The organism is Achromobacter sp. 1014246743, from assembly GCF_059760725.1.
Genome location: NZ_JCBANA010000025.1, coordinates 1 through 24,186, shown reverse-complemented (window position 1 = coordinate 24,186; position 24,186 = coordinate 1). Strand labels below are relative to the sequence as shown.

The 24,186-nt window shown below is 68.2% G+C and carries 13 protein-coding genes; 10 read left to right on the top strand and 3 right to left on the bottom strand.

Annotated features, from left to right (window positions below; translation table 11 throughout):
• Positions 1-82: 82 nt before the first annotated feature.
• Positions 83-709 carry a thiol:disulfide interchange protein DsbA/DsbL gene (locus tag AC6LJ2_RS12565; protein WP_498151464.1) on the bottom strand — a complete coding sequence of 209 codons (627 nt, stop codon included), beginning with the start codon at positions 707-709 and terminating at the stop codon, positions 83-85.
• A 352-nt stretch (positions 710-1,061) separates the two neighbouring features.
• Between AC6LJ2_RS12565 and AC6LJ2_RS12560 the strand changes: the two genes are divergently transcribed.
• The 5 genes from AC6LJ2_RS12560 to AC6LJ2_RS12540 are packed head-to-tail and all read left to right on the top strand — an operon-like array spanning position 1,062 to position 6,374.
• A complete protein-coding gene (locus AC6LJ2_RS12560) occupies positions 1,062-4,022 on the top strand; it encodes an ESPR-type extended signal peptide-containing protein (protein WP_498151463.1) in 2,961 nt (986 codons plus the stop codon).
• Between the two features lie 6 nt (positions 4,023-4,028).
• Positions 4,029-4,343 carry a hypothetical protein gene (locus AC6LJ2_RS12555; RefSeq protein ID WP_498151462.1) on the top strand — a complete coding sequence of 105 codons (315 nt, stop codon included), beginning with the start codon at positions 4,029-4,031 and terminating at the stop codon, positions 4,341-4,343.
• A 32-nt stretch (positions 4,344-4,375) separates the two neighbouring features.
• Positions 4,376-4,870 (top strand): helix-turn-helix transcriptional regulator, encoded by a 495-nt coding sequence (locus AC6LJ2_RS12550; protein WP_498151461.1) that lies wholly within the window; start codon positions 4,376-4,378, stop codon positions 4,868-4,870.
• 1 nt (position 4,871) lies between these two features.
• On the top strand, positions 4,872-5,591 hold the full coding sequence (gene aqpZ / locus AC6LJ2_RS12545) for an aquaporin Z (RefSeq protein ID WP_263909863.1): 720 nt from the start codon (positions 4,872-4,874) through the stop codon (positions 5,589-5,591).
• A gap of 48 nt (positions 5,592-5,639) precedes the next feature.
• Entirely contained in the window at positions 5,640-6,374 is a 735-nt protein-coding gene (locus tag AC6LJ2_RS12540; RefSeq protein WP_498151460.1) for a carbonic anhydrase, read from the top strand.
• Positions 6,375-6,454: 80 nt separating this feature from the next.
• Here AC6LJ2_RS12540 and AC6LJ2_RS12535 read toward each other — a convergent pair whose 3' ends face one another.
• The gene (locus AC6LJ2_RS12535; protein WP_263909867.1) at positions 6,455-7,108 is read right to left on the bottom strand and encodes an isochorismatase family protein; all 654 of its coding nucleotides are present in this window, start codon (positions 7,106-7,108) and stop codon (positions 6,455-6,457) included.
• A 297-nt stretch (positions 7,109-7,405) separates the two neighbouring features.
• Here AC6LJ2_RS12535 and AC6LJ2_RS12530 point away from each other — a divergent pair, with 297 nt between their 5' ends.
• The gene (locus tag AC6LJ2_RS12530) at positions 7,406-8,302 is read left to right on the top strand and encodes a LysR substrate-binding domain-containing protein (protein WP_263909869.1); all 897 of its coding nucleotides are present in this window, start codon (positions 7,406-7,408) and stop codon (positions 8,300-8,302) included.
• A gap of 8 nt (positions 8,303-8,310) precedes the next feature.
• Here AC6LJ2_RS12530 and AC6LJ2_RS12525 read toward each other — a convergent pair whose 3' ends face one another.
• Entirely contained in the window at positions 8,311-8,985 is a 675-nt protein-coding gene (locus tag AC6LJ2_RS12525) for a lysozyme inhibitor LprI family protein (RefSeq protein ID WP_445657479.1), read from the bottom strand.
• Positions 8,986-9,227: 242 nt separating this feature from the next.
• Between AC6LJ2_RS12525 and AC6LJ2_RS12520 the strand changes: the two genes are divergently transcribed.
• From AC6LJ2_RS12520 to AC6LJ2_RS12505, 4 genes are all read left to right on the top strand, one after another.
• Positions 9,228-9,920, top strand: a complete 693-nt coding sequence (locus AC6LJ2_RS12520) for a hypothetical protein (RefSeq protein WP_498151459.1) — start codon at positions 9,228-9,230, stop codon at positions 9,918-9,920.
• A 4-nt stretch (positions 9,921-9,924) separates the two neighbouring features.
• Complete coding sequence (locus AC6LJ2_RS12515; protein ID WP_263909875.1) at positions 9,925-10,473, top strand: RNA polymerase sigma factor; 549 nt, start codon at positions 9,925-9,927, stop codon at positions 10,471-10,473.
• Positions 10,474-10,489: 16 nt separating this feature from the next.
• The gene (locus AC6LJ2_RS12510; protein WP_498151458.1) at positions 10,490-11,458 is read left to right on the top strand and encodes a FecR family protein; all 969 of its coding nucleotides are present in this window, start codon (positions 10,490-10,492) and stop codon (positions 11,456-11,458) included.
• Positions 11,459-11,631: 173 nt separating this feature from the next.
• Positions 11,632-24,186: filamentous hemagglutinin family protein (locus AC6LJ2_RS12505; protein WP_498151457.1), on the top strand; the 12,555-nt coding region annotated here is incomplete at its 3' end.

Sequence of the window (24,186 nt, the reverse complement as noted above, 5' to 3'; positions counted from 1 at the left end):
GGGGTATGCCGGCAAGCCGCGGGACGCACCGTCGACCGTTCGACGGCCCGGCGCAATCGATCACCAGCAGGGTCTCACGCGCCTAGTCACGCGTCATCGGGATCAATTTGTCGATTTCCCGGATCGCGCCTTCGTAGCTATTGCCAGCCATGGCCGGTGAGGTCATGAACCTGCCTCCCACGGCGAACGAAGGCGTGCTGTCGATCCGGTAGGCCGCGGCGAGTTGGTTTGCGCGTTGCACCTGAGTCTGCACGCTGAATGAATCGAAAATCGCGTCGAATCTGGCTCGATCCTCACCCTGCGCGGCGACCCATTCACCCATCGCCTTCTTGTCGAGCAGCCGCTTGCGTTCCTGGTGCAGGGCGGTGAAGACCTTGGCGTGCAGATCTGCGCGGTCCAGGGCATGCAACGTGAAATACAGCTGTTGCAGTGGCTCCATGCCGGCATTGAACGCAATCGGCACGCGTTTCAAATGCACATCTGCTGGCAGCGTCCTGGACCAGTTTTCGATCATGGGTTCAATGGTGGCGCAAGGCCCGCAAGCGTAGGTAAAGAACTCCAGGATTTCGATCTTTCCCGGCGTCTCGGACGGTTGCGGTGGGCTGAGCGTGACGTAGGCCTGCGGCTGCTGGGCTTGGGCAGGGGATGGAAAGAGGGATGCGGCGGCGATAGCCGTGGCGACGATGCGAGTGAATCGAAAAGCTGGCACGAGGGGCCTCGAAGGGTGCAAAGAGTAGGCCGACCAGTATGTTGTCGTTCACTTGGGCAGCGCAATCGGAGAACTCCTGGATTTCAGGCCCGCCGACAAGCCGGTCCCCCTGGTGTGAACGCCGGACCCTGTTCGGATCGCGATGGAGCCGGTCTGCCGAGGCGTCTTTTTGTTTCTTTGCATTTGCGCAGAGGGTTTCTCGGAATCCTACGATTCTCCTGAAAACCAGCGCTATCTATAGTTTCACCCACTTGGAATCTTCCATGAATTCTCCGCGCTTTTGTTCGTCCGCTCAGCGTGCGCAGCCGCATCAAGGCGCTCCTTGAAGCGAAACTCTCTTTCTGATTTAGCCATGAACCGAATTTATCGCCTTGTCTGGAATGCCGTGACCCAATGCTGGAGCGCCGTTTCGGAAAACGCGAAAGCGCAAGGGAAATCATCCCGGCCGGGGGTGCTTTCGTGCGCAATATTGGGGGCAGTTGTCACGACCGGCGGGGCGCTGTTCAGCTCCGCCGTCCAAGCACAGGCATTGCAGATTTACAACAGCGGCTTCGATGTGGGGCGCGTGTATGCCCACGACGGCGCCGGTGCTATTGGCGGGGCCGGTTCAAGCTTCAGCCTGCAAAACCTGGGCAGCGGGCCTGGTGGCGGCGGTCACAATGCGTCGACGGTTTTCATTCGTGGACGCGAAGACCTGACCCTGCTATTGGGTGGGTTGAGCGGGATCGTCATGCTCAACCCGGTGAACCTGTCGGGTAACAAGATTCGTAACCTTGCCGCGGGTGACGTGACCGCGGCCAGTACGGAGGCGGTCAATGGTTCGCAGTTGTTTGTAACCAACACGAATCTGGCGACCGCCCAGACGTCGATCAACCAGAACACCACCGCCATCACGAACCTGTCGGGGCGGATGACGACGACGGAAGGCAACGTCACCAACCTGGGCGGACGGATTACGCAAACCAATACCAATCTGACCAATCTGCAGACGCAGATCAACAACGGCACGACGGGGCTGGTGCGCCAGGACGCGGCGAGCGGCAACGTGACGGTGGCCGGGGCGACGGGCGGCTCGTCGGTGAACATGGCAGGTACGGCGGGCGCGCGCACCGTGACGGGCGTGCAGGCGGGGGCGTTGAGCGCCACGAGCACGGACGCGGTCAACGGCTCGCAGCTGTTCAAGACCAACGCGGACGTGACGGCCAATACCAACGCGATCACGAAGAACACGACCGACATCGCCAACAACACGACGGCGATCACCAACGTGGGCAATCGCGTGACCACGGCCGAAGGGAACATCACCAATCTGGGCGGCCGGATAACGACGGTCGAGGGCAGCGTGACCAATCTGCAGACGCAGATCACCAACGGCACGGCGGGCCTGGTGCGCCAGGACGCGGCGAGCGGCAACGTGACGGTGGCCGGCGCGACGGGAGGCACGTCGGTGAACATGGCGGGCACGGCGGGCGCGCGCACCGTGACGGGCGTGCAAGCGGGCGGGCTGAGCGCCACGAGCACGGACGCGGTCAACGGCTCGCAGCTGTTCAAGACCAATGCGGACGTGACGGCCAATACCAACGCCATTGCGCAGAACACGGCCAATATCGCTAACAACACCACGGCAATTACCAATGTCGATAACCGCGTGAGCACGGTCGAAGGCAACGTTACGACCTTGCAGACGCAGATCACCAACGGCACGACGGGTCTGGTTCGCCAGGATGCAACGACCGCCAATGTGACGGTGGCGGGCACGACGGGCGGCACGTCGGTGAATATGGCGGGCACGGCGGGCGCGCGCACCGTGACGGGCGTGCAAGCGGGCGGGCTGAGCGCCACGAGCACGGACGCAGTCAATGGCTCGCAGCTGTTCAAGACCAATTCGGACGTGACGGCCAATACCAACGCCATTGCGCAGAACACGGCCGATATCGCCAATAACAGCACGGCAATCAGCAATGTCGATAATCGCGTCAGCACGGTCGAGGGGAATATCACGACCTTGCAGACCCAAGTTAACAACGGCACCACGGGCCTGGTGCGCCAGGACGCGGTGAGCGGCAACGTGACGGTGGCCGGGGCGACGGGCGGCACGTCGGTGCATATGGCGGGTACGGCGGGCGCGCGCACCGTAACGGGCGTGCAGGCGGGCGGGTTGAGCGCCACGAGCACGGACGTGGTCAACGGCTCGCAGCTGTTCCAGACCAACGCGAACGTGACGGCCAACACCAACGCCATCGCGCAGAACACGGCAGATATCGCCACCAACAGCACAGCGATCAGCAATGTCGATAACCGCGTGACCACGGCCGAAGGAAACATCACGAATCTTGACGGCCGGGTGACGACGGTCGCAGGTAGCGTGACCAATCTGCAAACGCAGATCACCAACGGCACGACGGGCCTGGTGCGCCAGGACGCGGCGAGCGGCGAGGTGACGGTCGCCGGGGCGACGGGCGGTACGTCGGTGAACATGACGGGCGCGGCGGGCGCGCGTGCAATAACGGGCGTGCGGGCCGGCGTGCTGAGTGCCGCGAGCACGGAAGCGATCAACGGTTCGCAGCTGTTCGAGGCCCATGCAAACATTGCCGCCAATAGCGCGTCCATCAGCGTGGTGGCCGGGACGACGGTGCAGCACGGCAACCAGATCCAGGCGTTGAGCCAGGAGGTGGCTCGGGTCACTGCCGCCAATCAGGAACTTGTTCGCAACACCGCGGCGATCGCCACGGATAACGCGAGCGCGGTCGAGCGGCCGACGGTGGCTGCGGGCAGCCAGGGCAACGCCATGGGGTCGGGCGCCAGCGTGACGGGCCAGGGCGGCGTGGCATTGGGCAACGGCGCCACCGCCAGCGCGGCGGGCAGCGTGGCCGTGGGTGCGGGGTCGGTGGCGGATCGGGCCAATAGCGTCTCGGTCGGCAGCGCGGGTCAGGAGCGGCAGATCACCAATGTCGCGGCGGGCACGTCGGCTACCGATGCCGTGAATCTGGGCCAAGTGCTGGAGTTGTCCAGCCAGTCGTCGGGGCAGGCGGTCCAGCAGGCCAATGCCTATACGGACAGCAAGATCGGCCAGCTGCGTTCGGAAGTCAATGGCGGCATCGCTTCGGCGATGGCCATGGCGGGCTTGCCCAGCGCCAGTTTGCCCGGCAAGGGCATGCTTTCGATGGCGGTATCGACGTACGCGGGCCGCTCCGCGATGGCCATGGGAGTTTCCGGCATGTCGGGCAACGGGACCTGGGTGTACAAGGCCTCGGGTTCCACGACGACGCGTGGGAAGGTAGGGGCCACCGTGGGTGCGGGCTTCCATTGGTAAGGCGATATGGAGTTTCTATCTGATTCGGCAGTCAGAGGGCTGGGAATTCCCGGGCAAGAGAGGAAGTTGCCCTGCCCGTGGCATATCGAAGCAATGGTCCAGACGTACGGCTGGACAGCATTGCGGGCTTGGCGATCGTGGCTGTCATTTTCTCAGGACGCGATGGCGGCCCGTCTCGGGATCGCGACCGCAACCTATGCGCAGATCGAGCAGGGCGTCGTGGCGCTATGTGAATGGACCGAACCGGGCATTGCCCGGAGAGTTTTCCAGATGGTTCCGGCAATGCACTACATGGCCGTTGAGAAATCACCGCTCGCGTAGCAGCCATTCACGCCATTCGGTATGGACGCTTGATGAATATGACTCTAGTGGCCGCCTCGGGCAAGCCGCCGGCGAGAGCGGGCGCAGAACGCTCCCAATTGGCCAGGGCGAAGCTGCGCGTGGAAATGCTGTCGTGGCTTGAGGCGCATAGCGCCGATCCCGCGATTACCGCCGCGCAACTGGCCGAAGTGTTCGGCGTTTCGGTGCGTCAGTTGCACATCGTGTTCAGCGAAGACGATGTCCACGGCACATTTTTCCGCTCACTTCAGTATCTGCGTATGAAGCGGGCAAGTGTCTTGTTGAAGGATCCGGCCCTGAAAGACCTACCCGTGAAACAGGTGGCACACCGTTGCGGATACTTGGATTTCAGTGCCTTCAGCAGGACCTTCAAGCTTCATTTTGGAATCACTGCGGCTGACTACCGAAAGCGGCTGCGGGACGCTGGAGGGGGCGGGGTGATCTTCCCCCAAAAGCGGCGTAGGGCGCGATTGCGCGAAATATTCAAGGTTCTTGATTCGGAGGGATGACATGTTCTCGCTTTCAAGGCGCTGCGGCGCTGAGTTTTTCGGCACATTCTGGTTGGTGCTAGGAGGTTGCGGCGCAGCGGTGCTGGCCGCTGGTTTTCCGGAATCCGGGATAGGGTTCCTGGGCGTTGCCTTGGCATTTGGATTGACGGTGTTGACGATGGCGCTGGCGGTAGGTCACGTTTCTGGTGGACATTTCAATCCCGCCGTCACCATCGGCCTGGTAGCAGGGGGCCGATTTCCCGCCAAGGAGATTGCCCCCTACGTGATTGCCCAGATCCTGGGCGCGATCGCCGCGGCGGCTGTGCTGGCCTGCATTGCCAGCGGCAAGCCGGGCTTCGATCTTGGGGCAAGTCAATTCGCGGCAAACGGCTATGGGGAGTATTCGCCCGGCAAGTATTCACTGATGTCCGCTTTAGCCACGGAGGTCGTGTTGACTGCGGGGTTCGTGTTTGTGATTCTTGGCGCCACGGCCAGGCGCGCGACGGCTGGCTTGGCTGCCTTTCCGATCGGGCTGGCGCTGACGTTGATCCACCTGGTCAGCATTCCCGTCACCAATACGTCCGTGAATCCCGCGCGCTCCACCGGGCCAGCACTGTTCGTGGGAGGGTGGGCATTGGAGCAGCTGTGGCTATTCTGGGTCGCTCCGATCGTGGGGGGCGTCATCGGCGCCATCGCCTATCGCGTGATCGGCAGTCCGGCAGTGAAGCCTGCCAATCAATAGACGGAAGGCATTCCATGGAGATGCGCTTGAAATTCTGGAGAGGGTCAAATGTGTGACGAGAAAGCCTGCCCGGAGGTGACTTCGGCGCCGCCTCGCCGATCATTCCTGCTGGCGGCCGGTACGTCGGTGTTCGCAGCTGCTGTCGGCGATGTTCTGTTCGCTACCCAGGCCCATGCGCTGCCCAAGCCGCAGAACGCGTTGTCGCCTGACGATGCGATGAAGCACCTGATGGAAGGCAACACGAGGTATGTGTCCGGGGTTACCCGTCGCCATGATTTCGCTCACCAACGCGAGGTGCTCAGTGGTGGGCAGAATCCGTATGCTGCGGTGCTGAGCTGTGCAGACTCTCGGATCGCGCCAGAATATACGTTCGATAGTGCGCGAGGCGATCTTTTTGTTACGCGCGTCGCGGGGAATATTGTCAACGATGACGTGACAGGAAGCCTCGAATATGCAGTCGCTGTGTTGAATGTTCCAGTCATTCTCGTGCTCGGTCACGACAAATGCGGCGCGGTGGATGCAGCAGTCAAGATCGCGACGAAGGGGGCGACCTATCCTGGAAAGATCCATTCGCTCGCAACAACAATGCTGCCGGCGGTGAACAAGGTCAAGGGCGAAGTCGCGAATCTGCTGGATGCGACGATCGCGCAGAATGTTCGAGATGGCATGGCCAATCTGCGCACGAAGTCGGCGATCATCCGAGAAGCCGAAAAGTCAGGAAGGCTGAGGATCGCCGGAGGCGTCTACCGTCTGTCCACTGGAAAGGTGGATCTCCTCGGATAACGCGGCTTGCTCCCCATCCGCACGACGCGACGCGCCGCGACTCATCGGATGCCAAGCGGCCGCGACATCCCCGGGCGTGGTCAGCCTGCCGTGTCTGACACGAGTGTATTGAGCAACTGCTGTTCCCACAGATACGCGATGCCGCTGCCTGCGGCGTGCTGAACGAGGATGTCGGTCAGCGCGGCGGCGGTGGCCACGCGGGCCCAGTCGCGTTGCCATTCGGCGGCCACGGCCAGCCACGTCATGAGGTTCACGCCCGCCGCGGCCATGCGTTGCAGGGCGACTTCGTGCGCTTCCACCGACACGCCTCCCGACGCATCGGTGACCACCGTCACGTCCCAGCCTTCGCCTGCGGCCTGGATGGCCGGCATGGCCACGCAGATCTCGGTCCACAGCCCGGCGATGATCAGCTGCTTGCGGCCGGTGGCCTTGGCGGCGTCGACGACCTGCTTGTCTTCCCAGGTGTTGATGAACGTGCGGTCGATGACCTTCTGTCCGGGAAACACGTCGGTGATCTGCGGGAAGATGCGGCCGCCGCGCGCGGCGATCACGCTGGTCAGGATCGTGGGCACGTCGAAGGCCTTGGCGGCCTTGGCCAGGGCCGTCGAATTGTTGACCACCCATTGCGGGTCGTGGCTGTTCAGGTTAGTCAGCTGATAGGGCTGGTGATCAATCAGGACGAGTACCGAATCTTCGGGGCGTAGCAGTGAGTTCAGGCCGTTGCGAAAGGTCATTGTGGATCCCTGAGTGGCTGTGATTGATGAAGATGGCTGTGCGATTGGCCATGGAACATGGCGGTCCGGAAAGCGTCTGGATAGGAAGCGTCAATCGGACTCGACATTATGTTTTTGCCGATCCGGATGCGGTAGTCGCGTGCGAAGGCAAGCTGTGTCGCACGATCAGGAACGCCCTGGGCGGGCACCGTGGCGATGGAATGTCGGCGCATTCGATACGCGCCGCGCAGTGCTATCCTGCGGCGAAAGGCGTCGCACATCGGGAGCCGCGCAACGCACAACGGGGAGCCGCAGAATATGGATATCGAAGAGCTTCAGACCTTCATCGAAGTCGCCGATGCGGGAGGCGTGTCGCCCGCCGCGCTTCGGCTGGGCGTGTCCAAGTCGATCGTCAGCCGTCGCTTGCTGCGACTGGAAGAGGCGCTGGGCGTGCAGTTGCTGGCGCGCACCACCCGCGGGGCCGCGCTGACCGAAGCCGGCGCGCTGTTCCGGGACCACGCGGCCCGAGCCTGCGCCGAAATCGACATGGCGCGGGAAGCGATCCTGCCGGCGGGCGAACTACGCGGCCGCTTGCGCGTGGCCGTGCCGGTATCTTTCGGCCTGACGCATTTTGCGCCGGTGGTGGCGGAATTGGCGCGTCGCCACCCCACGCTGCATGTGCAGACCTGCTACAGCGACCGTTTCGTGGATCTCGTCGCCGAGGGCTACGACTGTGCGATACGGGTGGGCTATCTGCAGGATTCCAACCTGGTGGCCCGGCGCGTCGGCCCCATTCGCGGCAAGCTGCTGGCCAGCCCCGGCTACATCAAGGCGCATGGGGCGCCGGAAACGCCCGCGCAACTTGCGGCGCACGAGGCCCTGATGCAGGGCACCGAGACGTGGCAGTTCATGGATGGTGACAAGGTGGTGGTGGCGCGGCCGCAAGGGCGCTTCAAGGCCGATAACGGCGCGGCGCTGGTCGCCGCGGCGGCGGCCGGGCTGGGAGTGGCCTATCTGCCCGACTGCCTGACCCATGACTATGTGGCGGCCGGCGCGCTCGTGCCAATCATGACGCGGTATCCGCCGCCGCCGGCCGGGGCGTACGTCATTCGCCCGCCCGGCCAGCATCCCGCGCGAAAGATACGGGTGCTGACGGAACTACTGATCGAACACTTCGGCCAGTCTCCGCATTTTGCAGGAACGGGCACGGACTGAAGGCGGGGTCAGCGCACCGCGAACCAGTCGCCGGCCAAGCTGCCTTTGCGGCCGCAGAAGGGCGGACCGAAGCCGTCGTCCTCGACGCCGGCGGGCGGAATCTGACGCACGACCAGCACGGCGCCCCGGCGGGTCATGGAAAGGGCCCAGGGCGGGCCGTCCTGGTAGGTGACCTTGAGGGTGTCGCCCGAGACGGTTGCCTTGCCGCTCAGGTCGCAGACCCACAGGCCGCGATAGGGCTGGTTCGAGTTGGCCGCCACGAACAGCTGGCCATCGGCGGTTTGCGTGATCTCGATTTCACCTTCGATGTTCTTCCACTTGCCGACGAAGCCGGCGGGCGGCTGCGGGTTGATGGCCTTCAGGAACGCGAGGCGAGCGCGCATGCTGGTGGAGATTTCCTGGAAAGGCGTGCTGCCCTTGAAGGGATCGGCATAGATGTTCTCGCGCACGCCTATGAAATAGCGCTGGTCGGCTGCCAGCGCTTTGGCGGCATCGGGGTCCAGCTGGTCCCGCACGGCCTTGTATTGCTGTGCGATGGCGTTGTCCTGGTCGGCCAGTACCGAGTTGCCACACAGGGATTTTTCGACCGGGGTGGCCGCTTTGGCGCAGTTGAACGAGGGGGCGGCCGCGGCGCTGCCGGCCAGGGTCATCGACGCTGCCAGGACCAGATGACGGATCATCATAGGGGGATGCTCTCCAGAAGACGTGCACGGTCGGCTTGCCCGTTGGCGCCGAGGTCGGGGCTCAGTGTACCGGGTTCGCCGTTCGCGTCATCCCGGTGTCATGTCCGGGTCATATCGCCGGGCTAGCCTGCTGGCCGGTGTCGCCTTGTTCGGGCGTGCGCCGGCCCTGTTCCCTTTCCCGACGTCCATATCGCCCGATGATAGGTACCCCGGCACCGCTCAGTGTGTTGGCGCTGGTTGGCGTGTGTCTCCTTTGCCTGGCGACGCCCATCCTGGCGGGCGGGACCGCGTCCGCGGCGCTGGCCGATCGCCTGCGCGGCGAGCGGTATGACTTTGCCTTGCCCGCGCAGCCGCTGGGCGACAGCCTGGAGGCCATCGGCCATGTGGCGGGCGTGGCCGTGCTGGTCGATGAGCGGCATGCGCGCCAGGCCGCGCCGGCGCTGTCGGGGCGGCTGACGGTCATGGACGCGCTGCGCCGCTTGCTGGATGGGTCGGGACTGCGCATTCGCCAGACGGACGGCGAAGCCATCGTGGTCTATGCGCCGTCCGCCGACGGGCCGGGCCGTGCCCCTTTGGATGCCGGGCCCGCCTTGCGCGCCGAGGACATTCCGGGCGCGCGCGCCGGAGGCGCCGATTTCAGTGGATACATCGGGCGGCTGCAGAAGGCCCTGCTGCGCACGCTGTGCGGCAGTGCCGCCGCCCGGCCGGGGGAATACCGCCTGGCGCTGCAATTGCGGCTGGATGACGTCGGCCACGTGACGCGGCTGCGCCTGCTGGACAGCACGGGCAGCGGGCGGGTGGATGCGGCGGTGACACGCGCCCTCCAGGGCATGGACGTGGGCGCGCCGCCGCCTGCGGGCATGCCGCAGCCGGTATCGATTCTGCTGTTGCCCGGCGGCACGCATTGCGCGGCGCCGCGCCGGCCTGCGGAGTGATGCGATGTCGATGATCTCCGCTGCGCTGCTGCGGCTGCGCCTGATTGCCCGCTACGCCGAACTGCGGCGCAGCCTGGAACGCATCGTCGGGTCGCGTGACCAGGCGTCGGCCGCGCTGCACGAAACCTGGCTGCGGCTGGATGTGGCCAAGCCCGCCAGCCCGGTGCTCAACCCCGATGCCTACCTGCTGCGCATGGCGGCGCGGATTGCCACGGACGACTGGCGGCGCAATCGTGAGCCGCTGGCCGACGACGAGCGCGAGGCGCTGCTGCACGTGGCCGACGAAACCGCGGACCCGCAGCGTATCGTGGCGGCGCGGCGCGACGTGCGCTCGCTGGAGGTCGCCATGGACGAGCTGCCGCCGCGCCAGCGCGCCATTCTGGCGGCGGCGCGCGTGGATGGGCTGCTCAATGCCGAGATCGCCGAACGCTTCCAGATTTCGGTGGCGATGGTGAAAAAGGAACTGGCGGCCGCGATGCGGCATTGCCGCGAACGCCTGGCCGACACCGAGGCCGTGGCCAACGGCGATGTTGTCGGCCGGCGGAAATTCTGACACGATGCTCAGCGCCATGAACCCCTCCCAAGACCCCGATCGCTTGCGGCGCGAAGCCGAGCAATGGTGGTTGCGCCTGCGTGACCGCGATGCGACGCGCGGCGACGCCGAAGCGATGAAGCAGTGGCGGGCACGCAGCCCGTCGCACGCGCAGGCCTGGGCCGAGGTGACGCGGCTGTGGCAGGACCTGGACCCGGTGTTGCGCCAGGCCGCGCGCCGCGATCCGGGGCTGGCGCATCCGCCGGCCAGAAAGGGCCAGACCCGGCCCGCCCGCCGGGCGTTTCTGGGGGCGGCCATGGCCGCGGGTGGTACGGCGGTGGCGGTGTGGCCGCCACTGTCCCTGTGGCCGTCGCTGCTGGACTACACCGCCGACTTCCGCACCGGCACGGCCGAACAGCGCGAATTGGCGCTGTCTGACCAGCTGCACGTGCAGATGAATACCCAGACCCGCATCAACCAGCGCGGCGTGCAGGCCGGCGGCGCGGCCATCGAACTGGTGGCGGGCGAGGCCCAGGTCGAGGCCGCCGGCAGCGGCGCGCCGGTGATCGTCTACGCGGGCGCCGGCGCCACGCGGGCGCGGCAGGCGCGCTTCAACCTGCGCTACACCGGACCCCAGGTCTGCGTGACCTGCCTGCAAGGGTCGGTGCAGGTGGACGGGGCGGGCGCGCAGCGCACCCTGGCCGCGGGCGAACAGCTCATCTATGACGACACCGGATTGCAAACGCCGCAGGCGGTGGACACCGCGCAAGTGGCCGCCTGGCGCACCGGCACGCTGACGTTCGCGGGGCAGACGCTGGCCGAGGTGGTGGACGAGATCAACCGCTATCGCCCGGGCCGCGTGCTGCTGCGCAATGCCGACCTGGCGGCGCGGCGCGTGCGCATGCGCTTCGAAATTACCCAGACCGACCTGGCGCTGCACATGCTGCGCGACCTGTACGGCGCGCAGTTGACGCGCCTGCCGGGCGGCATCGTGCTGCTCAGCTGATTGCGCTGTTACAAAATAATCGGGGGTTTTCGGTAGCCCTTCCTTCGCGTCCCTCCGTCATTGGAGTATGAGCCGCCATCACGCGCCACGAACGCGCCGATGACGTGATCTCGCTCCCTTGGCTACACGGATCAGGATTGCCCGCTATGACATCGCGTCTTCGCAAACTCCCTATGACCCGCCTTGTTGCGGCTGGCGCGCGGGGAGGTCGGCTCAAGCCGCTGCCTGCCGCGCTGGCGCTGATGCTGGTGTCGGGGGGCGTGGCCATGCCGGCCTCGGCGCAACAGGCGTTCAGCAGCGGCTGGTTCGCGGCCAAGAACGCGGCGCAGACGCAGGCCATCACGACGGGCCGGCTGCCCAACGGGGCGCCGGTGAGTTCGCTGACCGGTGCGCGCCAGGCGCAGGCGGCGCGCGAGCAGTTGCAGCGGTCGGTGGGCAACCTGGGCACGACGGCGGCGGCGATTGCCGCGCAGCAGGCGGCGCAGCGTGCCGCGCGCGACGCGGCGCTGGCGTCGGGCGCGCCGGTGCCGGACGGCCTGGTCGAAGGCGGCCTGAAGGTGGATGCCAATCCGCTGACGGCGGGTTGGCGCAATGCCCGGGCGCCGGTGGCGACCGTTGAAGACGGCCGCACCAGGATCGCGATCGAGCAGACCGGCTCGAAGGCCGTGTTGAACTGGGAGACCTTCAACGTCGGCAAGCGCACCACAGTGCAATTCCAGCAGGAATCGACCTGGGCCGTGCTCAACCGCGTCAACGATCCCAAGGCGCGGCCGTCGGTGATCCAGGGGCAGATCAAGGCCGCCGGCACGGTCATGGTGGTCAATCGCAACGGGGTGGTGTTCGACGGCACCTCGCAAGTGAACGTGCGCAACCTGGTGGCGGCGGCGGCGCGCATCAGCGACACGCAATTCGAGAACAACGGCCTGTACGGACCGGACGACAAGACGCCCAGCTTCACGGACGCGCTGGGCAAGGTGGAGTTGCGGCCGGGGGCGGTCATCGAGACCAACCGGCCCGCCACGGTGACGCAGTCCGGCGGCTATGTGCTGCTGCTGGGCCGCGACGTGGACAACGCCGGCACCCTCACGACCGCTCGCGGACAGTCGGCGCTGGCGGCGGGCGACAGCTTCATCATCAAGCGCGGCCAGGGCACCGAGGGCAACGCCGCGTCGACCACGCGCGGCAACGAAATCACGCCGACGGGCGAGGGCGTGGTGACGAGCCGCGGCCTGATCCTGTCGCCGCAGGGCGATATCACGCTGGCGGCCCGCACGGTGGACCAGGCCGGCGTGCTGGCGGCGTCCACGTCGGTGGATTCGCGCGGCACGATCCATCTCAATGGCGTGGGCGCCAAGGCGGCGGTGACGCTGCGTTCGGGCGCGGTCAGCGCCATTCTGGTGGACGCGGACAACGCCACCGCGCTGGACGGCCAGCGCGACAACCTGATGCCATCCAGCGTCGACACGACCGGCAAGCTGGCGCAGACCGACCGCAACCGGCGCGACCTGTCGCTGGTGCAGATCGACAGCGGCGGCACGGTGGATTTCCAGCGCGATTCGTTGACGTTGGCCACCGGCGGCCAGATCGCGGTCAAGGCGGCCGGGCGCAGCCTGGTGCGTGAAGGCGCGCAGCTGGACGTGGCCGGCGCCATCGGCGTGGCCGTGTCGATGGAGTCGAACAATCTCAAGATCAACCTGCAAGGCAACGAGCAGCGTGATTCGCCGCTGAACCGCGACGATGCGCGGTTGAACAACAACGACGTATGGCTGGACCGGCGCTCGCTGCTCCGCGTGGCTGGCGGCACCGGCGGCTACGAGGGCGACCGCTGGTACAGCGGCGGCGGCCTGCTGGAAGTGGGCGGCTACCTGGGTACGCTGGCGGTGCCGGCCAGCCACTGGCTGGCGCAGGGCGGACAGGTCCGCTTCGAAGGCGCCGAGGTCGTGACGCAGGCCGGCTCGACCATCAACCTGTCGGGTGGCACGCTGGACGTGCAGGCCGGCACCTTGCAGCAGACCTGGCTGCGCGGCCAGGACGGCCGGCTGTACACGGCCGACCGGGCGCCGGCCGACCTGCTGTACACCGGCATCTACAACGGCTTCGAGCAGCGCTCCGAACGATGGGGCGACAAGGCCACGCGCCGCTTCTACAACGCGCTGCTGGCGCCGCGCACGCGCCAGGAAGATGGCTACACGGTGGGACGCGATGCGGGGGCGCTGGTCATCTCGACCCGCAGCGCCGTGCTGGAAGGCGACCTGGTCAGCAACACCTACCAAGGCGTGCGGCAGGACCGCGCGCCGCAGGCGGGCCTGGACGGCTACAGCCAGTCGCAACGCGCGGTGGCGCGCGGCGCCGCGCTGGTGGTGGGCAACGATGTGCGCTACTACGACCCCGTCACCAGGCAGCTGTACTACCAGCTGGGCGCCACGGCGGATACCGTGGCCGAGGTGACGGTGGGCGCGGGCGGACCGCGCGTGGCCGACGGGCTGGACCTGGCGGCCGCGCTGCCCAAGGAAAACCTGGGCAGGTTGTTCCTGGACGCGGATCGGCTCAATGGCTTTTCGCTGGGCCGGGTGCGCATCGCCGCGGGCCGCTCCATCACGGTCGATTCGGCGCTGCGCAGCGCCGACGGCGGGGAAATCACGCTCTATGCGCCCGAGGTGGACATCAAGGCCGATCTGGTCAGCCGTGGTGGCCTGATCCAGGGCGGCAACATCCTGCTGCAACCGAGTTTCCTGGCGGCGCGGATCGAAGACGCGGGCCTGGCGCCCCAAGCCGATCAGAAGCCCCGGGTGCACGTGGCGTCGGGCGTGCTGCTGGATGCCCGCGGCGTCTGGGCCAACCTGCTGCGCGATGCCGAGGGCCTGGCGGGACTGCCGGTGCGTGATGGCGGGCGCGTGGCGCTGCGCAGTTCGGGCGATGTGATCGTGGACGCGGGCAGCGTGCTGGACGTGTCGGCCGGCGCCTCGGTGCTGGCCGACGGCAAGCTGCAAGGCGGCCAGGGCGGCAGCGTCACGCTGGCCGCCTATGCGCCCAGCAGCATGGCGGCAAGCGGCGGCCTGCTGTCGATGAAGGGTGACGTGCGAGGCTATGGCGTGACGGGCGGCGGCACCTTGTCCGTGTCCAGCGGCGGGCGCATTGTGCTCGGCGGCCCGCTGGACCCTCAAGAAAAGGGCACGCTGCGGCTGGATGCGTCGTTGTTGCGCACGGGGTTCGGCAGATACGAGATCAACGGTTACGACGGCCTGACGGTGGCCGAGGGCGCGCAGATCGACGTCACCATGCCGGTGCTGCGGTTGCAGGGCAGTACCGCGCAGGCGCCGGGTTCGGGCATCGAACCGGGCGAGGTGCTGTCGCGGTGGACGCCGCCGCTGTACACCGAAGACCCGCTGCGCGGCCGCCTGACGCAGCGCGGCGGCGCGGACCTGGCGCTGTATTCGGACCGGGCCACCGTCGGCGGCCCGATCGTGGTGGGCGAGGGCGCACGCGTCAGCGTGGACCCTGGCCGCACGATCCAGATCAAGGGCGCGGACCAATTGACGGTGCTGGGCCGGCTGGACGCCTGGGGCGGGCGCATCGCTATCGGTGAGCCGCGCATCGGCGAGCAGCCCTACGGGCCCAAGGCGAATCCGCGCTCGGTCTGGATCGGCGAGCAGGCGGTGCTGGACGTGGCCGGTCGCAGCCATGTGGCGGTGGACACGAAGGGCCAGCGCTATGGCGTGGTGCAGGCGGGCGGGTCGATCGAGATCGGCGGCAAGATCGACTGGGAAGCCGACGTCGATACGCTGAACCGGCCCATCGACCGGCACATCATCCTGCGGCCGGGGTCGCTGCTGGACGCATCGGGCACGCAGGCCGTGCTGGACCTGCCAGGCCGCGGCGCCACTGTCGTGGGGTCCGATGGCGGCACGATCGTACTGTCGTCCGCCAACGGCCTGCACCTGGATGGCAGGCTGCGCGCGGCGGCCGGTTCCAGCCAGGCGGCCGGCGGCACCCTGGGCGTGTCGCTGGCCGGCGCGTTCTACATGCGCAACCAGTCGCCGGAACTGGCGGTGCAGGCGGAACGCCAATTGATCCTGGCGCAACGCCAGGGCGAAAGCCTGCTGGCCGCGGACCTCAAGCCGGGCCAGGCCAGTGCGGCGTTGGCGTATGGCTATGGCCGTCTGGGCGTGGATCGCATCGAGGCGGGCGGTTTTGACAACCTGGCGCTGCACGCCGATGTGCGCGCCGATGGCAACGTCTCGCTGGCCTTGCGCCAGAGCCTGCGGCTGTCGGGCGCGCTGTCGTTGCAGGAAACGGCGCCTGGCGCCAGTGGGGTGAACCTGAGCGCGTCGTATGTGCTGTTCAACCAGGCGCGCTACCGGCCGCTGGACGGCGCCGACGCCTTCCTGCAACTGGTGTCCGCGCCGCTGAAGTATCTGAACGCAGGGCACCGGTTGAATGTGGCAGCCGACCTGCTGGATGTGCGCGGCATGCGCGACCTGATCACCTTTGACGACGTGCGGTTCGACGTGCAGGGCGACATGCGCATGGGCGCATCGGGCTTTGGCGACCGCGGCCTGATCAACAAGCTGGCCGCGCCCGGCCGCCTGACGCTGACCGCGGCACAGATCTACCCGGTCACCGGTTCGGGCGGCACCATCGCCGTCGGCGACTACATCGTCAAGGGACCGAACGGCGACATCGCCAGCTACAACCACGATGCCGTGCTGACGTTGCGGCGCACGGACGGCCAGACGCCGGCCATGCCCTATTCCGCATTCGGGGCGATCACCCTGGCGGGGCCGCTGATCGAGCAGGGCGGCGTGCTGCGCGCACCGTTGGGCGCCATCACCTTTGAAAGCCGCTCCGAAAAGCCGAGCACGGTGCGGTTCCTGCCGGGCAGCATCACGTCCATCAGCGGCGGCGGGCTGCTCATGCCCTACGGCGGCACGGTGGACGGCGTGAAATACGCCTATGCCGGCAAGGACGTCACGCCGGATCCGACCCGCAGCGACGATTTACTGGGCAAAAAGATCCAGATCCAGGGCAGCGTGATCGAGGTGGCCGCGGGCGCCGTGCTGGATCTGTCCGGCGGCGGCGAACTGACGGGCGGCGCATTCGTGCGTGGCCGCGGCGGTTCGGTCGACGTGCTGCGCTATGCCATGGCCGACGCCAATCCGGGATTCGGCTTCAGCCGGTCGGGCAACGCGGTCTATGCCATCGTGCCGGGTTTCGCCGGCAACCAGGCGCCGGTCGCACCCGATGCCGGCGCGGGCAATCCCGCGGTGGGGCGGCAGGTCACGGTCCAGGCCGGCGTGCCGGGCCTGCCGGCGGGCACCTATACCTTGCTGCCGTCGACGTATGCGCTGCTGCCCGGCGCCTTCCGCGTCGAGCTGGGCCCGCAGGGCGCCAATGAAGCGTCGGTGACGGCGGCGACGCGCGGCGGGTCGTGGGTGGGCAGCGGGTTCCTGGGCACGGCCCGGACCGGGCAGCTTGCCGCACTGCCGACGCGCCTGTTGATCACGCCGGCCGACGTGGTGCGGCGCCATGCGCAGTACAACGAGACGTCCTATAACGCCTTCGTGCTGGCCGACGCGGCGCGCAAGGGCATTGCGCGCGGCATGCTGACCACGGATGCCCGTGGGCTGCATCTGAACCTGGCGCAAGGCGCCGGCATGGGCGATGCCCCGGCGCTGTCGTTCAAGGGAACCGCGCGGTTCGACGTGCCCGCGGGCAGCGGCAGTTACGCCGGCCGCCTGGCGGTGACCGGCCCGGCAGACGGCCTGGAGATCCTGGCGGCTGGCCAGGCGCCTGTGCTCGGCCCGAAGGCCGCGGCGATCCATGCCGCGGACCTGAACGCCTTGTCGCCTGGCGCGATGTTCATCGGCGGCACCGTCGGGGGCCAATATGCGTCAGGCGCCCGCAGCGTAGGGGGCAACGTAAAGCAGGTGGTCGTGCGTAGCGGCGCCGCGTTGCGGGCGCCCGAGATCTTCCTGTACTCGCTCGATGGCGGCCGGGGCATCCTGGTGGAGCAGGGGGCGACGCTTTCCACGCTGGGGCGCGGCGACGTGGCGCAGGATGCGCGTACGGGCCTTTACTACGACTTGACCAGCGGCGCCATGCTGGCCCTGTCCAACGGGCTGGTGAACCTGCTGGTGCCCAAGTACGGCAGCGGCACGGCCATCGATGTGGGCGGCTGCCTCACGGATTGTTCGGGGCCTGCCCGCCTGCTGTCGGAAGGATCGATCGGCGCCTCCACCAGCGGCGCGTTCACCTGGCGCGACACGGTGCAATACGGCACCCGCAATCTGGCGCTGAGCGTGTCGGCCGTCAACCTGGGCAGCGCCCAGGCCCTGCAACAGGCCGGCGCGGCAGGCCGCCTGCCCCCGGGCCTGGCGCTGAACCAGGACGTGCTGGGCAATCTGCTGCGCGGCAACACCGCGCTGGAAGCCCCGGCGCTGGAAAGCCTGATCCTCAACGCGGGCGAATCGGTCAACGTGTACGGCGCGGTCTCGCTGGACGCGCGCGGCGCGGGCGGGCGATCGTTGCAGCGGCTGGTGCTGGGCGCGCCGGCCATCTATGGCTACGGCGCGGCGGGCGATACCGCCACGATTGCCGCCGCTGAATTCGTGTGGGCGGGGGCGACGGCCGCCGACCGTGGCGGTTCAAGCGGCGCCGGCGCCAACAAACCGCAGGCGCCGGGCGGCGCGATCCTGGACAGCCTGGGCAGCGGCGCGCTGAACATCGCGGCCGATGTGATCCGGCTGGAATCTTCGCCCTATCAATTGCCGAACGACCTGGTGCCGGCCGAGCGCCTGGTGCTGGGCTTTTCGTCGGTGACCCTGGACGCCGCGCAGATGATCTCCGGCCGCGCCAAGGGCGGCCTGTCGGTCTATCACGCGCCGGATGGCTACACGGCGCAAGACGGCTGGCGCTATCGCGATGGCGATCTGCTGATCCGCACGCCGCTCTTGACCGGCGAGGCCGGGTCGGTGACGGCGATCAAGGCGGGCGGTGCGCTGGCCATCACGGGCACGGGGGCCGCCGCCGCCGCACGCAACGGGCTGGGCGCCACGCTGAACCTGGCCGGCCGCAGCGTCTTCGTGGATACGACGGTGGCGTTGCCGTCGGGCAAGCTGTCGGTCAAGGCCGATGGCGATATCACGCTGGGCGCGGGCGCGCGCCTGGACGTGTCGGGCCGCGAGGTGCGGCTGCTTGACCAGTTGCGCTACAGCTGGGGCGGCGATGTGGATCTGCAAAGCACGGCGGGCAACATCACGCAGGTGCGTGGCGGCCTGATCGATGTGTCGGCGGTCAACAACCGCGCAGGCCGTATTCAGGCCATTGCGCTAGGCGACGGCGCCGGCCGCCTGGACCTGGGCGGCTCATTGCGCGGCACGGCGTCGGGCCTGTATGACGCGGGCGGCACGCGGGTGGCGTACGAAAGCGCCGAGGCCGTGCTGCGCGCGCAGACCGTGGCGGATTTTGCCGACCTGAACGCGCGCCTGACCGAAGGTGGCGTGTTCGGCGCCCGCCGTTTCCAGATCAAGCGCGGCGACCTGGTGGTGGGCGACGAGGTGCGCGCCCGCCAGGTCGAGCTGGTGCTGGACGGCGGCAGCCTGACCGTCAACGGCCGCATCGACGCCAGCGGCGCGCAGGTGGGCAGCATCCGCCTGGCGGCCATGCGCGACCTGGTCATCAACGGCCTGCTGGACACGCACGGCACCGGCCTGCGCGTGGACAGCTACGGCAAGATCATCGACAGCGTCAACCGCGCCATGGTGGACCTGACGTCCCGCGAGGGCACGCTGGTGCTGGGCACCGGCGCGGCGGTGGACCTGCGCGCCGGCACCGACGCGCCGAACCATGATGGCGTGGCGCGCGGCACGCTGGACCTGAACGCGCGCCGCCTGGGCGGCGGCAGCGGGCAGGGCGCCTTTGCCGGGTCGGGCGACGGCGCCAACGACGTGGCCGTGACGGTGCTGGGCACGCCCGCCATCCTGGGGGCCAAGACCGTCGCGGTGAATGCTTTCCGCCGCTACAACGATGCGCCGCTGGCGAGCGCGCCGGACGTGACGGGCAAGGTGCCGCAGCTGATCTCGCAGGCCTACCTGGACGGCATCGATAGCCAGAGCCAGGCCTTCATGACCGCAGCGCTGGGCAATCCGGCGTTGTCCGCCCGTCTGGCGGGCCTGGGCAATTACCATCTGCGCCCCGGCGTCGAGGTGGTCAGCGCCACGCCGGAGGGCGACCTGAGCGTGGTGGGCGACATCGACCTGTCCAACTATCGCTACGGCCCGAACGTCGACCGCATCACGCCGGCTCGGCGCGGCTATGGCGAACCGGGCGTGCTGGTGTTGCGCGCGGGCGGCAACCTGAACATCTACGGCAGCATCAACGACGGCTTTGCGCCACCGCCGGATTCGCCGGACGATGCCGCCGGCTGGCAGTTGGTCGAGGGCCGCTACGGCTCGCAGGCCGTGACGCCGTTCGGCGGCGACCTGGTGATGCCGATCGGCGGCGTCAAGCTGGAAGCGGGCACCTCGTTCCCCGAGGGACGCACGCTGAACTACGACTTGCCCGCGCGTCCCGCCACGTTGCCGATGGGCACGGTGCTGCCGGTCGCCATGACGCTGAACGCGGCGTTGTCGCTGCCCGCCGGCCTGGTGCTGACGGGCGATGTCACCACCGCCAGCGGCAGCGTGCTGCGCGCCGGTACGGTGCTGGCGGGCGAGGTCAAGCTTGAAGCGGGGTCGATGCTGGGCGCCGGCTTCGTGCTGCGCAGCAGTGCGTCGATGCGCGCCTTCACCTGGCCCAAGGGCGTGGCGTTGCCGACCGAACTGGTGGCCAGCACGCAGATCGTGCTGGCGCAGGGCGCGCTGATTCCGTCCCAGACCAAGGTGGTGCTGCTCGATGGCAAGCCGGTGGATCTGCGGCCCAAGGGCCCGGATGGCAAGCAAGGCCGCAACTGGGCGCTGGCGCCCATGCTGGGTCCGGGCGCCAGCGCCTGGAGCCTGACCGCGGTGGCCGGCGCCGACCTGGACTCGGCCGACGTGCGCGCCCGCAACGTGCTGGGCAAGGGCGACCTGGTGCTGGCCGATACGCACTACGGCCTGGCGGCCCGCGCGACCCAGACCACCAAGACGATCTTCGTCGGCGTGATGGTGTTGACGCCGGCCGGCGCCGAAGAGCTGTTCGGCGACCCGCTTTTGGTCGGCAAGCCCATCAAGGAATTGGCCGAACAGTGGGGCTTCGAATGGGAGGAGATGTGTGGCTGGGGCGACTATTGCACGCCCGCGCCGCGCACGGTGTCGGAAACCGGTTCCTTGAACTGGTGGGGCGACTTGAGCTGGGTGGGCAAGCCGGTCGAGCAGCTCGTGGCCCAGTTGGGTATCACCGTAGACGAATTCTGCGCCGATGCCACCAATTGCCTGGGCGGCGGCACGAGCGAAACCATCGTCACCCGCGAATACAAGTATGGCTTTGGCTCGCCGGCCTTCAGCGTGCTGCGCACCGGCACGGGCGACCTGTCGCTGCTGGCCGGGCGCGACGTCGGCATGACGTCGTTGTACGGCGTGTACACGGCGGGCACGCAATCGTCGCTGGGCGCGGCCGATGCGCGGTTCAACCTGCCGCGCGGAGCCGACAAGGACACCGGCACGCTGGGGCTGATCCAGCTGGACGGCAAGTATGACGCCGCCCTGTCCGTGTACCAGGCCTGGTATCCCGACCAGGGCGGCAACCTGGTGGTGCAGGCCGGGCGCGACGTCTACGGCGATGCAGTGGGTTCGGCCGCCGATGCAGGCATCCCGCTTGAAGGCTCGTCGCCCCGTGCACGCTATGCCAACACGCTGACCGGCGCGTGGCTGTGGCGCCAGGGCAGCCTGGGCACGCCGGGCGTGGCGGACATCGCGCCCAGCTGGTGGATCAACTTCGGCAGCTATGCGACGAAGGCTTCCGTGGCCGGCGGCTATGAAGAGCCGCGGCTGCTTGGCTTTACCGGCTTCGGCACGCTGGGCGGCGGCAACCTCAGCATTTCCGCCGGGCGTGACGCGGGGATCCGCGATGCCCGCGGCGATGCGGCTCGGTACGTCAATGGCGTGGAACCGCGTTCGCAAGGCCTGACCGCCGTGGTCGGCAGCACCGGCCGGGTGCTCGATGGCAACCTGGTGCTGACGGGCGGCGGCGATCTGGACCTGCGCGTTGGCGGCAGCATCAATCCGTCGCTGGCCGCCACCCAGCTGAACGCGACCGGTCCGCACACCGGCGGTAGCGACCACCTGGACCTGAACGGCGTGCTGGCGAACCTGCGCGGCCGGCTGGCCGTGTCCGCCGGCCAGATGGGCGGCATGGATCTGAACTACGGCGATGGTGGCGGCCTGCGCGCCGCCGATCCGTATGCGGTGGCGGGCGGCCGGCCGATGGGCGGACCGCGACTGGTGCTGGGCGATGCCGTGGCCTGGATCGACACGCGCTCGGACCTGGTGCTGGGCGGCGTCAGCGACCCCGGGCGGACCCGGCAGGTCAATGCCAGTCCGTACCAGCGGGTCAGCGATGCGCAGCCCGCGACGGGCGGCGGCGAAAGCTGGTTCACGCTCTGGACGCCATCGACGGCCATCAATCTGTTTTCGGCGGGCGGCAACCTCACGCCGATGACCGTCACCAATGCCCGTTTTTCCGGTGACGAAGTGCGGCCCGAAATCACGCAGATCGATGGGACGGGCCGCAGGTATTTCGTGTACCCGTCGATCCTGCGGGCGGTGGCCGCCAACGGCAATATCGTGCTGGCCAGCAACGCCACCGGCGAGAACAATCCGGTGCTGCTGCTGGCGCCGTCGGCGGGCGGCCAGCTGGACATGCTGGCGGGCCGGTCCATTCTGGCCACAGACGCGCATACGGTGTCGATGTCGGCGGCCGATGTGGCGTTGCCCACGCCGTTGCGGCCGGCCTTCAGCGCCTTCACCACGGGCCTGTACAACAATCTGATCGTGACCAACACCAGTACCCAAGGGGTGTTGCAGGCGTTCGCATGGGACTACAAGCCGCTCTTTGCGTTCGGGCCCGGCACCCCGCTGGACCGGGCGCTGCACGCGGGGGACGCGACCGTCGCCCGCTTCTATGCCGCGACCGGCGACGTGGTGGGTTTGAAGAGCGGCGCGGTGGTGAAATTTGGCGGGATGGCCGGTGTGCGCAGCGTCGACACCTGGTACGAGGCCGCGGTGCCCGTCTCGGTGCGGGCGGGCCGCGACATCCTGGGGCTGGACGTCACCGCCTTGCACAACAACGCCCGCGATTTTTCGCTGATCGAGGCGGGCCGCGACATCGTCTACGCCAATGCGCAGGTGGCGGGGCCCGGCACGCTGTTGATGCAGGCCGCCCGCCAACTGCGCCAGGAAGACGTGGCCAGCGTGCGCAGCCTGGGCGCCGTCGTGCGCGGCGATACCCGCGCCGGTGCCGACCTGGCCGTGCTGGCCGGCGTGGGCGCGGCAGGCCCGGACTACGCGGCGTTCCTGGCGCGTTACCTGGACGGCGCGCGCGGGCTGCAAGCCGGCGAAGGGCTGGGCAGCCACCCGGGCAAGGTCGTGCAGGCCTATGGCGGCGAGATGACGCTGCGCGGCTGGCTGGCGGCCGAGTTCGGCTATGCCGGCGATGACGCCGGGGCGCCGGCCGAGCTGGCGCGACAGCAGGCGCTGCGCGATGCCGACACGAGCACGGCCCGCCGCGACCTGAAGAACGACTTCGAGCAGGACAGCGGCGTCTACCTGGTCAACTGGCTGCGCAAGCACCATGGCTACCAGGGGGATGAGGCGGGTGCGGGCGCGGCCCTGGCGGCGCTGGCCCCGGCCGAACTGGGCATCTACGCGCGCCAGCTGTTCTTTGCCGAACTGAAGGAAGGCGGACGCGAGTACAACGACGATGGCGGCCCGCGCTTTGGCAGCTATCTGCGTGGTCGCCGCGCCATCGCAGCGCTGTTCCCCGACGTCGACGCCGCGGGCACGCCGCTGCGCTACGACGGCAGCTTCACGATGTATGGCGGCGCCGGGCTGCGCAGCAACTTCGGCGGCAACATCCAGCTGCTCACGCCGGGCGGCCGGCAGGTGCTGGGCGTGGAAGGCGTGGCGCCGCCGGCCAGCGCGGGCGTGGTGACGCAAGGGCAGGGCAACATCCAGCTGTATGCGCAAGGCAGCCTGCTGCTGGGCCAGAGCCGCATCATGACCACGTTCGGCGGACACATCCAGGCCTGGTCGGCCGAAGGCGACATCAACGCGGGCCGGGGCGCCAAGACGACGGTGCTGTATACGCCGCCGCGGCGCGTGTACGACGCCTTCGGCAACGTCACGCTGTCGCCGACCGTGCCGTCCGCCGGCGCGGGCATCGGCACGCTGGCGCCGATTCCCGAAGTGCCGGCGGGCGACGTGGACCTGATCGCTCCCCTGGGCACCATCGATGCGGGCGAGGCCGGCATCCGCGTGTCGGGCAACGTCAACGTGGCGGCGCTGCATGTGGTCAATGCCGCCAACATCCAGGTGCAGGGCGACAGCAAGGGCATTCCGGTGACGGTGTCGGTCAACACCAACGCGTTGACCAGCGCCAGCGCGGCGGCGACCTCGGCGTCGTCCGCGGCGCAGGACGTGATGCAGCGCGACCGGGCGGCGGCACGGCATAACCAGCCGTCGATCTTCAGCGTGCAGATCCTGGGCTTTGGCACGGAGCAGTTGCCGGCCGGCGGCGCCGCCGAGGCGCCGCCG